Here is a 13,119-nt window from a genome sequence, read left to right as displayed (position 1 = left end):
AATCAAATGTTGTTATGGAAGACGTTTCGCTATTTATGTCTTCACCTTTTTATCGTCACGATGCTTTTTTCAATATCTTTTTTAATGGAACCAAATGGAGGAAAGTGGATGATCGCATTTTTAGTGCTCATTTGCATCATTTCGTTTTCAGTTGAATTTGCTCTGTATCGGCGCATGAATAAACAGAAGGAAGAAGTCCGGCGTATGAAGTACCTTTATTTCATCATGTTTCAGATCGCCATGACACTTCTTTTGTTTGCTTGCTTTCAAATGCTCATGAATCGTTCGATATAAAACTTTTTTGCTTTCTCTTGAAAAAAAGTGAAACCACCAATGGCATTGCTGCGTCTTACTAGTACAGGCGTTTAAATAGCAGGAAATCGGGAATAGATAAGGAAGTGGTTCTTAACTACATCATAAGGAGCGGATCCATGAATTGGTATGAAAAGCTCAGTGAATACTTCCCGATAGAAGAAATGAAGTCAAAAGAGCATATGGAAGCTTTATTAAAGGAAAGAAGTGATATTTATCATAAAGAAGAAGGGCCTCATCATGTGATGATGTACGCTGAATTTGATTCTTTCATCTTTATTGATTATTTATTTGTTTCCAAGGATGCAAGAGGTGAAGGCCTCGGCTCAAAGCTCATTCATAAGCTGAAGGAAAAAAGAAAACCGATCTTGCTTGAGGTCGAGCCTGTAGATGAAGATGATGCAGATACTGCAAAACGCCTAAAGTTTTATCAGAGAGAGCACTTCAAGCATGCTGAATCAATTGGTTATAAACGCAGGTCACTTGCAACGAATGAAGTGAACCGCATGGAAATTCTTTATTGGTCGCCTCGTACAGATAATGAGGAAGAAATGATGGAGGCCATGAGAAAGACGTACGAAGGAATCCATACGTATAAAGACGAAGAATGGTATGGACAATCGTATGAGGATGTTGATGATGTGCTGAAGCTCGTTGAAAATAGAAAACAAAAAAATATTTTCGATCATCTCGACTAAATGAGAATGTTCAGACTTCAAACATCAGCACAAAAAGAATGAAATTGTCTAGTTTTTGTCACAAAAATTGCAAGAAAATCTGTTCACACTTACTTTTTTATAGTATAATCACTATAAAGATTACTTATTTAGAACAATTTTAATTTAAGAATACAGATCAATATTCATTCTACAAATTGAGGAGTGAAGATTTATGGTAACATTATACACATCACCAAGCTGTACATCATGTAGAAAAGCAAGAGCGTGGTTAGAAGAGCACAATATTCCATACCAAGAGAGAAATATCTTTTCTGAGCCTCTTTCAATCGATGAAATCAAAGAGATTCTTCGTATGACGGAAGATGGTACAGATGAAATTATCTCAACACGTTCTAAAGTATTCCAAAAACTAAATGTAAATGTTGAGACAATGCCGCTTCAACAATTGTATAAACTAATCAATGAGCATCCTGGTCTTCTAAGACGTCCAATTATTTTGGATGAAAAAAGACTGCAAGTTGGGTACAACGAAGATGAAATTAGACGTTTCCTTCCTAGAACGGTTCGTACATTCCAACTTCGAGAAGCTCAGCGACTTGCTAACTAATAGACAACACGAAAAGCTGCCGATCATTTGGCAGCTTTTTTTATTTATTTTCAGCCGTTTGTTCGTAAAAGAGACTGGCCAAAATAACGGTTGCGACGGTTAAAAAAGGAAGCAACAATTCAAGTGTTGTATGCTGCGCCATAAATTCATTCAGTTTTACATCACGGACAATCATTTCTCCGCCAGTAAAAGCTAAAAGGGCACTCCCTCCGTATAAAAGAATCGGAAACTTGGTTAGTGCTGCATGAATCAGCTTACTCCCCCAAATAATAATCGGAACTGAAATCATTAAGCCAAAGGCAGTGAGCACCATGTTCCCTTTAGCTGCCCCTGCAACAGCGATCACATTATCAAGTGACATAAAAAGATCTGCAATCACGATGGTCTGAACAGCACGCCAAAGCGAGCCGCTGCTTTTAATCCGAATGGATTCTTTCTTTTGTTCAATTAGCAAATTGTATCCGATATAAAGGAGAAAGAGACCGCCGATAAATTGCAAATAGGGGATGGTCAATAAATAAACGGCAGCACCAGTCATGGTAATTCTCATCAGCACTGCCAAAAGTGTGCCGATCCATATGGCTTTGTTTCGTTTTTCATTTGATAAGCTTCGACTGGCCATCGCAATGATTAATGCATTATCTCCGCCTAATATGAGGTCTATGCCAATAATCATCAGTAAGGATACGATCCACTCTGTTTCCATCCAGTTCACCTCATTTCACTAAAATAGCTCGTACAACCAATATATGAAGACGATTCAAATATATGTTTCTGCAAGTTTTCTCTGCAAAAAATGCGTTTTTATTTCTTTTATTCATCTTTTATCATAAAATAGACAGTACACAGCAATACCTCATTTCTTTAAATGGTTAACATGTAGACGGAACGGGTAAAGTGTAGTAAAGTACTATTAATTGGGAGCTTGTATGTCCCTTCAACATCTTATATAGAAGGGAAGGTTGGCAAAATGGAAATCGAAAGAATAAATGAACATACAGTCAAATTTTATATTTCCTACGGTGATATTGAAGATCGCGGTTTTGACCGTGAAGAGATTTGGTATAATCGTGAGCGCAGTGAAGAGCTGTTCTGGGAAGTGATGGACGAAGTGCACGAAGAAGAAGAATTTGCAGTAGAGGGACCACTTTGGATTCAAGTACAGGCACTTGATAAAGGTCTTGAAATTGTCGTGACAAAAGCCCAACTTTCTAAAGATGGACAAAAGCTCGAATTGCCGATTCCAGAAGATAAAAAAGATCAAACAGATGAAGAAAGTTTAGATGCTCTGCTTGATGATTTTCATAAAGAAGAGCAAGATCAAGAAGATCATAATGAGAAGGACAAAAAACTTCAACTTCAGTTCGTATTGAAAATGGATGACTTTGAAGATTTGATTGCACTTTCTCAATTAAATATGCAGGATTTTACGACAAGTTTATATTCGTTTGAAAACCGTTATTATCTATATGTTGACTTCCACGAGGATTTGTCAGATGAGCAGGTGGAGAATAAGCTTAGTATTCTGCTTGAATATGCTCATGAATCAGTGGTCAGCATCTACAGACTGCAAGAATACGGTCAGCTGATTGTCAAAGAGAATGCGCTTGAAACGATTCAACAGCACTTCTCGTAACAACCAAAAGTCGATTTCTATAGAGGAATCGACTTTTTTATCTGAATGAAAAAGTAAACAAAGTGATCGGCAAGGAGAAAATGAAATGAGAAATGTAGTCAAAGTTCTATTTTTTCTTATCATTACGATAGGTGCTTATTTGATTATCCAAATTTTTGCCGGTGATCTAGCGGTAAGTGTATTAAGTTCCGTCAGTGTTCTATTCACTTTATCGATTATTTTCATCGGGTTTGTCATTTTCTTAGAAAACAGAAACCCCTCTCAAACGATTACGTGGCTTGTGCTGCTTGGGAGCTTTCCGCTTTTCGGGTTTTTGTTTTATATTTTCTTTGGACGCAATATTAAAAAGCGCAGACTTTTTGAAAAGAAAGCGGTACTAGACGAACAGCTTGTCCAGGAAGATGAACGTATCCACAGAGAAGCGATTGAAAAAATGACTCATATGGGTGACCATCAGCAGCTCTTATTTAAGCTGGCCCACAGACTTGGACATACCCCTATTACGTATCGCACATCCTCTAAAGTTCTGACCAATGGAGAAGAAACGTTCTCTCATATTTTTGAAGAGATCAAAAAAGCAACACATCACATTCACCTAGAATATTATATTCTCCGTCATGATGATCTGGGACAAGAATTAAAGGACATTTTAATCGAGAAAGCAAAAAGTGGTGTGATTGTCCGCTTTTTATATGATGATGTAGGCAGCCTAAAACTTTCCCGTCAATATATTGCTGACTTAGAAAAGGCTGGCGTGCAGATCGTTCCGTTTTTACCAGTGAGACTGCCCTTATTAAATAATAAAATCAATTTCCGAAATCACCGGAAAATCGTGGTGATTGATGGAGAAGTAGGATTTGTCGGCGGACTTAACATTGGGGACGAATATATGGGGAGAAGCAGACAATATGGATTTTGGCGTGATACGCACCTGATGATTAAAGGTGAGGCCGTTCGTGATTTGCAGCAGATTTTTATGCAGGATTGGTATTACATGACCAATGAAAGGTGCTCGGGTGTGGATTATTTTAAAGATTTCAGCCATATGGAGAGTAGAGCAGAAGGCGTACAAATGATTGCTGGTGGTCCTGATAAACAGTGGGAAGTCATTAAAAATCTCTTTTTCTCCATGATTATCTCAGCCAAAAAATCAATTTGGATTGCTTCACCTTATTTTGTACCTGATGATGATATTTTGTCCGCACTGAAAATTGCTGCTTTGAGCGGAGTCGATGTACGAATCATTGCACCGAAAAATCCAGATAAACGCATTGTATTTCATGCGTCCCGTTCATACTTCCCCGAACTTTTAGAAGCAGGTGCGAAGGTATACGAATATGATCAAGGCTTTATGCATAGTAAGTTTATCATTGTGGATAGTGAGCTAGCATCAATTGGTACAGCAAATATGGATATGAGAAGTTTTCATCTGAACTTTGAAGTGAATGCTTTCCTCTATAAAACAAAAAGTACAGAGAAGCTGGTCAACGACTTCTTAGGTGATTTAGAGCAGTCGCATGAAATTGTTCCAGAAGAATTTGCGAAGAGACCTTTGAGGGTGAGGCTGTTTGAATCAACAGCAAGATTATTATCACCTCTTTTATAAAAATTGTATTTTCCCCCTTTTCTAAAAGGGGGATTTTTTATTTTAATAAGGGAAAGTAGGTTAAAATCGCGTTTTGATACGATAAAAGTTCATTTTCGATATTCGCTTCCTGATGAGAGAAAAAGCTATAATACGGTCATCAAAGAGCAAGGGGTGAAATATATGAATGCAGCGATCATGGAGAATGGCAAGCTGATTCGCATCACACAACATCTGACTAAAAGGCGGCTAGAGCATGTAAGAGCTACATGCAAATTTTACTGTCCTGAATGTAGGCAGGAGGTTCTATTAAAGCTAGGTGAGCATCGTGTCCATCATTTTGCACATAAACAGCTCTCGGCATGTCCATTAGCGTCCACCGGTGAAACAGCTTATCATCAGGCAGGGAAGATTGCTCTTAAGGATTGGCTCACGCAGCTTGGATATGAGCCGTTACTAGAGAAATATGTTTCAAACATTCAGCAGCGCCCTGATGTGACCGTCGATATAGAAAATAAAAGCTATGCCATTGAATTTCAATGCGCAAATATTTCGTGGAAAGAGCTGCATAAACGAACGGAAGGTCTCCGTGCTGCGGGGCTCTATCCTATATGGATCATAGGGGCGAATCGTTTAAAACGAATGGCTGGCCAGCTCTTTTCATTCTCCTCCATTCATTGGGGAATTTTAAGGCAGTCAAAGAATAGGAGACTCATTTTTTATTGTCCGATCCAAAATAGATTTATCCACCTGGATCAACTTCTCGTGTTTCAGCCAACGAAAATATGTGCTTCAATGACCGTTAGACCGCCTTCAGCTTATCGCCAACTACCAGCACTCTTATCTGTTTCCTCGAGCAATCATCGATTGTATAAAGAGTGGCTCAAGTGTATTCGGCAATTTAGGGAGCGGCCACCCCGCATTTTAGCAAATGAAAGCAAGCGTTTAAGAACCATTTTTTATGAGCATCATCAAACAGCATGGCCATTTCTACCGACAGAACTATTTATCCCCCTGACAGAAGCATATATCTTTTCAAGCCCTGTTTATGTGTGGCAAGGATGTCTTTATGATTGGATGGTTCGAACGGGAAAAGAACAAGTGACCATTCATCTTCTTTTAAAAGAAATTGAGCGATGTGTCCAGAATAAAGAAGTGAAGCTCCGATATACCAATGTCACAATAGAAGAAATCAAAGAGGTGATCATTTCATATGTACGGGCGCTTGTGAAACTAGGGTTTTTATACATGACGAAAGAGGGTAATTATCAAGTAACGTCGAATCAAAAGCCTATACGAACAGCAGATGAAGCGATAAAACGAGATGCTTTCTTATTTCATTAGCATGTTTCATGCCCACTTTGATCATGATAAGAAAAAGGTGGTGCTGCTATTGAATAGAAAGAAACGCTTTTTTCTCATTTTTTTAGTTTGTTTGGTATTTATTTCTGCATATGATTTGACAAACATAGTTCAAAACAAAGAAGATAAATACAACACCAATTTCTTTCACTTTCCGAAAGGTTGGTTCAACACAACTCATGCAAGGGGGATTCATATGACTTCACAAAATAACAACAATCATTTACCAGACAGAAGCGAAGTAAAAGAAGAAAACAAATGGCGCCTTGAAGATATTTTTGAAAGTGTCGATTCTTGGAATAAGGAATTCGAAGCTGTAAAAAAAGAAATTCCGAAGCTCGCCCAATTTAAAGGCAAGCTGGCCCATTCTGCTGATGTCTTGTATGAAGCCCTAACATTTCAGGATCAACTTTCTGAAAAGCTTGGCAAGCTTTATACATATGCGCATATGAAATATGATGAAGATACAACAAATTCATCATTTCAGGCTTTAAATGATAAAGCATCCAATTTATTTACACAGCTGTCTAGTACATCTGCCTATATTGTTCCGGAGATTTTATCTATTCAAGAAGATAAGCTGCAGCAATTTATTTTGGAAAAAGAAGAATTAAAACTTTATTCTCACGCTCTCGAAGAAATTAACAAAGAGCGTCCGCATATTTTAAGTGAGGAGCAAGAAGCTTTATTAGCTGAAGCCTCTGAACCTTTATCAACATCATCCACTACGTTTAGTATGTTTAATAATGCAGATATTTCGTTCCCTTCTGTTAAGGATGAAAATGGAGAAGAAAAGAAAATTACTCATGGCAACTTCATTACTTTTTTAAACAGTGATGATCGTGAAGTGAGAAAGAATGCTTTTAAAGCCGTTTATAAAACGTATGATCAATATAAGAATACTTTGGCGTCTACACTCAGCGGCTCGATTAAAAAGGATAATTTTTATGCGAAAGTACGTCAATACAAATCGGCAAGAGAAGCAGCGCTATCACGCAACAGTATTCCTGAAGAAGTGTATGACAATCTAATTGATACAGTTCATCAATATTTACCCTTATTACACCGCTACATTGAATTGCGTAAAAAGGTATTAAAGCTTGATGAAGTGCACAATTATGACTTGTATACACCATTAGTAAAAGATGCTGGCATGAAGCTGACCTATGACCAAGCAAAGGATTATATGCTGAAAGGGTTAGCGCCATTAGGAGAAGAATATGTTTCGGTATTAAAAGAGGGACTCGAAAATCGCTGGGTAGACGTTTATGAGAATAAAGGGAAACGAAGCGGCGCGTATTCTTCTGGAAGCTATGGTACGAATCCTTATATCTTAATGAACTGGCAAAATAATATTGATAATTTATTTACTCTGGCTCATGAATTTGGTCACTCTGTTCATAGCTACTATACAAGAAAGCATCAGCCATATCCGTACGGAAACTACAGCATTTTTGTAGCGGAAGTAGCTTCTACAACAAACGAAGCATTACTAGGTGAATACTTACTCAATCATTTAGAGGACAAAAAGCAGCGCTTGTATGTGCTCAATCACTTGTTAGAAGGATTTAGAGGGACGGTATTCAGACAAACGATGTTTGCAGAGTTCGAGCACCTGATTCATGTGAAAGCGCAAGAAGGGGAGGCATTAACGCCAGAGTTTATGACGAACCTGTATTACGACCTGAATAAGAAGTATTTTGGCGACGGTATGGTTGTGGATAAGGAAATCGGATTAGAATGGACCCGAATTCCGCATTTCTATTACAACTATTATGTGTATCAATATGCGACAGGCTATAGTGCGGCTCAGGCATTAAGTAAACAAATTTTAGAAGAAGGGAAACCTGCAGTGGAGCGCTATACAGACTTCCTTAAAGCAGGAAGCTCTGACTATCCAATTAACGTGCTGAAAAAAGCTGGTGTAGATATGGCATCAAAAGAACCAATTGAGGCAGCATGTCAATTGTTTGAAGAAAAATTAAAGGAAATGGAAGAGCTCATCTCAAAGACTGGTGAGTAACGAGAAGACTTCTGTCAGGTGTGTGAGTGCAAACTCACCTTTTGGCAGGAGTTTTTTCTTGAAATAAAAAAGACCAGATTGTTGACAAAGGGCTAAGATGAACTTGATTTTAGCCCTTTGACTTCTTTTTAGCGTGATAGAAAACCTTTGCACGCAGGACGACTGACACCGAATGCGAGGGTTTGCCTACACGATAGACCTCGTCTATATGAACGAGGTTTGTACATTCAATGATTACGATTTAAAACCTTTGAAGGTTTTTCGGTAATTCATTCGATAGAGTGTAAAGAGAATGGAAGCGAATAGGAGTGGAGATGTCAGGTAAAGAGGCAGCATCTTCATTAAGCCTAATATATTTAAACAGAAACATAAGCCAATGGCAACAAGTCCAATGGTTGTGCTGCGCATGCAGATCCCCCCATTTTTTTGTTACTTTCACTATATGAAAGTGACAGTCCTCTTATGTTTTGTGACAAAAATATGAACATATAGTATATCGGTTGTCATAAGTCGACAAAATTTGATATACTACAGATGTGAAATTAATCACATACAAACATTACCCCTTTGTTTGACCGTGAAAAATTTCTCCCATCCCCTTTGTTGTCGTTAAGACATAGTGAAACCGCGCTTATCCCGGCGCGGTTTCTTCGTACTTACAAATAGAACAAGTGTTCTTTTTGGGGTAAAGAAAAAACATGGGTCAGCACCCATGTTCATTCTCACAGCGGTAGACATCAAGATCTGAATGATTGTCTCCTTCTGTATAACGCCAAAACATTTCTTGATGTACTTGTACACGTTCTACCTTTTTAGCAAATGCGAGCTTTTTCATCTCGCGTTCAACTTCTTCAAGTGTCAGGTCATATACAACGGCAATTTCTTTTGCTGATGCAAATTGAAAGTAAGCGATAAACCATTCAATTGGCGGTCGTTCTGAAGGTGTTGGTTTTTCGCCAATCATTTCAAAGAGAATTTCCTCGTAAATATCATAAGAATATGCACCTGAAATCTTTAATCCTTCTTCACCATTGATCGTATTAAAAAAGGCGAAAGTGGGAAGCTCAGACACATCCATTTCAGCTGCGATTTTCATATCACATTGGAGCGCTTTGACAGCACTTTGAGAATGGATATCTCGCTGGAACTCTTCAATGTCCAGTCCAGCCGTTTTTGCATTTTCTAGCAAGACTTGTTCACTGGTGACGTCCTGCTGATGGCAAAAAAGCGATTCTTGAATGAGTCGTAAAAATTTCATTCCGCATTTTCTGCCTTGAAGTTCAGCTGCTTTTAATGCAAGAGAGGCGAGATAAGGTGATGTCACAATTTGTTCAGACAGCATTTGTTCTTTTTTGGTCTGAGTTTTCGTGGCAAATTTCCCCCACGCTTCGGTTAGCAAATGTTTTTTTCGTTTGCGGTTCAAAGCATTAATACTAGAACTTGTAACCGTTCGTAAAGTGAAGAAACGGCCATATTTCATTTTCAACTTTTTAATTGATGGCTCTAATAACCAGCAGTCCGGGCTGAGAGGATCAATGAATACATAGATTTCAATCGGCTTTTGAGGATGTCCGTGACAATGTGAGAAATATTGCTCATGCGGATTGCAGCTCAAGATCGTCCGTCCTTTTCAGGTATTTGGTTGACCATGTGACGAGCCGTCAAAGACAGTCGCTCAAATAAAAAGTCACGAATATCGCCGGTTAGTCCTACTTGATCCATTGCATCCTCCATGCATTCAAGCCATGCGTCCGCCCGCTCCTCAGTAATCGGAAAAGGGAGATGTCTCGCCCGTAGCATTGGGTGACCATGCTCCTCAGTATAAAGCGGCGGTCCGCCTAAATATTGAGTTAAGAACTGTTTTTGTTTTCTTGCTGTTTCTTTTAAGTCATCCGGGAAAATAGGATGAAGCAAAGGATGACACTTTACATTTTCATAAAAAGTATCAACAAGTTGCGATAGAAGTTCCTCTCCAACCGCTTCGTAAGGTGCGTTAAACGATTGTACCATGTTGACTACTCCTTTAACTCGTAGCTAATAGGATGGCTCACCCTATTGCGAATTTCATGTATTTCAAAAGTGATATTCAGTTTGTTCTATTTTGTTGTTTCTATTCTTGTATACTTATTTTAACAACCTCTACTCAATTCCACAAACAAACCGCTTTGGTCCTTTGGGAATAGTGAGGGAGACAGGTTCCGTGTTCAATTGACCATATCATAACACATTCAGTCAAAAAAGGGTGAAAAGCGACATACAAAAAACCGAAGAGGTTATTCTCTTCGGTTTAGGCGAAATATTGAGCTGTGATTTTCTTTACATAATTTTGTGTTTCTTTAAATGGAGGAATGCCTCCGTACTTATCTACATTCCCTGAGCCTGCGTTATAAGCGGCTAAGGCAAGTGAGACATTTCCATTATATTTTTGCAGCATTTGTTTTAAATACTTCGTTCCGCCTTCAATGTTTTGGGCTGCATCAAAGGCATTGTTCACGCCAAGTGATTTAGCAGTAGACGGCATAAGCTGCATCAGTCCAAGTGCACCTGCATGGCTGACAGCATTCGTGCGATAACCGGATTCTTGCTTGATCACTGCGTGGATCAGCTTTTCTGGAACTCCGTGCTTTTGAGCCATTTGTGAGACGATCTGATTAATCTCTTTTGATGAAGAGCCTGAAACAGCTTTTTGAAGCGGTGGTGTGTAGCTGTTATTTAAGACGTTTCCAATACCATTTGCGGTATTCAATTGGCTGTCATTTGCATAAAGAGACTGAGATTGAAGCTGTTCACTGCCCGCTATCGCAGATAAATATGGGTTCATTCGTGCATATTGCGTGTTCGGAGACGTTGATGGGTCCGATCCCATGAAAGCAGAAATGGAAAGCGGGAGACGAGATAATTCTGATCCGCCTAAAAAATCTTGCAACAGCGACTGGAATGAAGTCTCAGCGCTTGATTCTTGTCCAGCTGTGAGTTGTGTTTGTCCATTATCAGATTGTAACGTTTTGAGTGCTTGAAGCTGCATAAAGGATTGAAGTTGATTGACGTTCATCATGTTCCTCCTTCAAGGAATTCATCTATTCTTTTGTTTTCATTTTTTCTTCATAAAAGCGTACGACTTTGTTTTTCGTGTGTCTTGGTGGGATCTGAAATTGCTGAAGCAATGCTGTAAAGGCGGCTTGTCCAATGTCTAAATCGCTCACTTCAAATTCAAGTTCATAGTCCTCTACTGTTAAATATCGGCTGTGATCCAAAACAATTAAGCCTTCTTTGATCATTTTTTCTGCTCTTGACGTTTCCAGTGAACCAAAATACACGATTTGATCCTTTTGGATGTGAAGGTGTACTAATCTGTCTGCCACTTCACCTTCTGGCAGGTGGAAATGTTCAAGACTTGCGGGAGGATCGATCGTTTGGTGAGTTTCCAAAAGGCCGATCTCATGCGGTTCCTTTAATGTGAGGACCCACTGCCCGCCTTTTTCTCTCATTCGTAATGCAGCGAATTTGGATTTTATATCAAATTGAGGTGTATCAAAATAATAGTTGGTTTGAGTGTGGAAGTCCTCGTCCTTTAATTGAAAATATTCTTTTAGCTGTTCAAATTCTTCTTTCATTAATAATTGTTTTAGTTCTATCTCAATTTCCTGTGCCATTTTGACATCAACCTTTCATTTAGAGGAAATATGATTATTGTACATGAAAAGTTTCATTTTTTCTTATTTATTCCTTAAAAAGAGACGTATATAGATGCTAAATGAGGCAAAATGAACAACGAAATGGAGAAATCAAATTTTCTCAAAAAGTTCGGTTTATCAATATTGAACTTGATATGATAAAATAAAGCTGTACTTTGTTGTAAAGGAGATCATGATGCAAAACAGAATTGAAATCACAGAAGCAACTTTAAAAGAAGACAGGCTGATCTTGACGGTCCAGTCAGATGAGCAAATTCAAAAAGCAAAAGCATCAGGACAAATGCTTGTTGATTCTGATCACTTTGCGTTCGTTTACATACTTGAGACTGAGGAGTCTTTTACGTATCTTATTTTAGGAGAACATACATGGGCTCCATTAAAAGAAGCAATGAATCGTGAAATCCCTGTCTATTTGGCGGCGGAAGAGCAAACGCTAGAACTCATTCAACTTCATCAGGAATTAAACTATTTAATCGACAATATTAAAGACAATGCCAATTACGGAGATATGGAAGAGAAAGTGAAGAGCACATTCCTCTGAAATAATTAGGTATTTGGAATTGGGGGAAGTTTCATGGACAAAAAACAATGGGATCAATTCCTCGCACCATATAAGCAAGCAGTCGAAGAATTAAAAGTGAAACTAAAAGGCATTCGAAAACTGTATGAATTTGAGGATGACCATTCACCAGTAGAATTTGTCACTGGCCGAGTGAAACCCGTTGCCAGCATATTGGAAAAGGCAAAGCGTAAAAACATCCCGATGCATGAGATTGAAACGATGCAGGATATTGCAGGGCTTCGCATTATGTGCCAATTTGTAGAAGATATACAAGTCGTCAAGAAAATGCTTCAGTCACGAAAAGATTTCGTGGTTGTAGATAAACGCGACTACATTGCAGAACATAAAGAAAGCGGATACCGCTCGTACCACCTTGTTGTGTTATATCCGCTGCAAACGATCAATGGAGAGAAGCAGCTCCTCGTCGAAATCCAAATCCGTACATTAGCCATGAACTTTTGGGCGACCATCGAGCATTCTCTGAATTATAAATATAGCGGGAATATCCCGGAGAAGGTCAAGCAGCGCCTTCAAAGAGCTTCTGAGGCAGCATCTCTTCTTGATGATGAGATGTCTGAAATCAGAGGGGAAATTCAAGAAGCGCAAGTGGCATTTTCCCGGAAAAAGAAAAACGATAGCTGAGCCTAAGCTTGATCA

At 38.7% G+C, this 13,119-nt stretch carries 15 protein-coding genes; 9 read left to right on the top strand and 6 right to left on the bottom strand.

Features of this window, described 5'->3' with window-relative positions; genetic code table 11:
* The first annotated feature begins 6 nt into the window (after nucleotides 1-6).
* From N521_RS17645 to spxA, 3 genes are all read left to right on the top strand, one after another.
* A complete protein-coding gene (locus N521_RS17645; RefSeq protein ID WP_035392429.1) occupies nucleotides 7-294 on the top strand; it encodes a hypothetical protein in 288 nt (95 codons plus the stop codon).
* Between the two features lie 137 nt (nucleotides 295-431).
* Nucleotides 432-1,010 carry a GNAT family N-acetyltransferase gene (locus N521_RS17640; protein ID WP_007499012.1) on the top strand — a complete coding sequence of 193 codons (579 nt, stop codon included), beginning with the start codon at nucleotides 432-434 and terminating at the stop codon, nucleotides 1,008-1,010.
* A 193-nt stretch (nucleotides 1,011-1,203) separates the two neighbouring features.
* Nucleotides 1,204-1,599, top strand: coding sequence for a transcriptional regulator SpxA (spxA, locus tag N521_RS17635; RefSeq protein ID WP_003211421.1), 396 nt, complete (start codon nucleotides 1,204-1,206; stop codon nucleotides 1,597-1,599).
* Nucleotides 1,600-1,639: 40 nt separating this feature from the next.
* Here spxA and N521_RS17630 read toward each other — a convergent pair whose 3' ends face one another.
* Nucleotides 1,640-2,305: a TerC family protein gene (locus tag N521_RS17630; protein WP_007499010.1), complete on the bottom strand. Its 666-nt coding sequence runs from the start codon at nucleotides 2,303-2,305 to the stop codon at nucleotides 1,640-1,642.
* 264 nt (nucleotides 2,306-2,569) lie between these two features.
* On the opposite strand from N521_RS17630, the gene mecA reads away from it, so the two are divergent.
* The 4 genes from mecA to pepF all read left to right on the top strand — a co-directional run bounded on the left by mecA (nucleotide 2,570) and on the right by pepF (nucleotide 8,205).
* A complete protein-coding gene (mecA, locus tag N521_RS17625; RefSeq protein ID WP_008348474.1) occupies nucleotides 2,570-3,235 on the top strand; it encodes an adaptor protein MecA in 666 nt (221 codons plus the stop codon).
* Between the two features lie 85 nt (nucleotides 3,236-3,320).
* Nucleotides 3,321-4,841, top strand: coding sequence for a cardiolipin synthase (cls, locus tag N521_RS17620; RefSeq protein WP_008348473.1), 1,521 nt, complete (start codon nucleotides 3,321-3,323; stop codon nucleotides 4,839-4,841).
* 162 nt (nucleotides 4,842-5,003) lie between these two features.
* Nucleotides 5,004-6,164: a competence protein CoiA gene (locus N521_RS17615; RefSeq protein WP_035392426.1), complete on the top strand. Its 1,161-nt coding sequence runs from the start codon at nucleotides 5,004-5,006 to the stop codon at nucleotides 6,162-6,164.
* Nucleotides 6,165-6,378: 214 nt separating this feature from the next.
* On the top strand, nucleotides 6,379-8,205 hold the full coding sequence (gene pepF / locus N521_RS17610; protein ID WP_285891535.1) for an oligoendopeptidase F: 1,827 nt from the start codon (nucleotides 6,379-6,381) through the stop codon (nucleotides 8,203-8,205).
* A 234-nt stretch (nucleotides 8,206-8,439) separates the two neighbouring features.
* Here the strand turns inward: pepF and N521_RS19740 are convergent, their stop codons facing one another.
* The 5 genes from N521_RS19740 to N521_RS17585 all read right to left on the bottom strand — a co-directional run bounded on the left by N521_RS19740 (nucleotide 8,440) and on the right by N521_RS17585 (nucleotide 11,858).
* Entirely contained in the window at nucleotides 8,440-8,613 is a 174-nt protein-coding gene (locus N521_RS19740) for a hypothetical protein (RefSeq protein ID WP_035392421.1), read from the bottom strand.
* Between the two features lie 295 nt (nucleotides 8,614-8,908).
* Nucleotides 8,909-9,820, bottom strand: a complete 912-nt coding sequence (locus N521_RS17600) for a ClpXP adapter SpxH family protein (protein ID WP_007499002.1) — start codon at nucleotides 9,818-9,820, stop codon at nucleotides 8,909-8,911.
* A complete protein-coding gene (locus tag N521_RS17595; protein WP_007499001.1) occupies nucleotides 9,817-10,215 on the bottom strand; it encodes a globin domain-containing protein in 399 nt (132 codons plus the stop codon). Before N521_RS17595 ends, N521_RS17600 begins: the two co-directional genes overlap by 4 nt.
* 277 nt (nucleotides 10,216-10,492) lie before the next feature.
* A complete protein-coding gene (locus tag N521_RS17590) occupies nucleotides 10,493-11,257 on the bottom strand; it encodes a lytic transglycosylase domain-containing protein (RefSeq protein WP_008348461.1) in 765 nt (254 codons plus the stop codon).
* Between the two features lie 25 nt (nucleotides 11,258-11,282).
* Nucleotides 11,283-11,858 (bottom strand): CYTH domain-containing protein, encoded by a 576-nt coding sequence (locus N521_RS17585; RefSeq protein ID WP_007498999.1) that lies wholly within the window; start codon nucleotides 11,856-11,858, stop codon nucleotides 11,283-11,285.
* Nucleotides 11,859-12,075: 217 nt separating this feature from the next.
* On the opposite strand from N521_RS17585, the gene N521_RS17580 reads away from it, so the two are divergent.
* Nucleotides 12,076-12,441 (top strand): UPF0738 family protein, encoded by a 366-nt coding sequence (locus N521_RS17580; RefSeq protein WP_008348459.1) that lies wholly within the window; start codon nucleotides 12,076-12,078, stop codon nucleotides 12,439-12,441.
* A gap of 33 nt (nucleotides 12,442-12,474) precedes the next feature.
* A complete protein-coding gene (locus N521_RS17575; RefSeq protein WP_008348457.1) occupies nucleotides 12,475-13,104 on the top strand; it encodes a GTP diphosphokinase in 630 nt (209 codons plus the stop codon).
* Nucleotides 13,105-13,119: the final 15 nt, after the last annotated feature.

It is taken from the genome of Bacillus sp. UNC125MFCrub1.1, assembly GCF_000701305.1.
Taxonomy (GTDB): Bacteria; Bacillota; Bacilli; order Bacillales; family Bacillaceae; genus Bacillus; species Bacillus altitudinis.
This window is presented reverse-complemented; position numbering and strand designations above follow the sequence as displayed.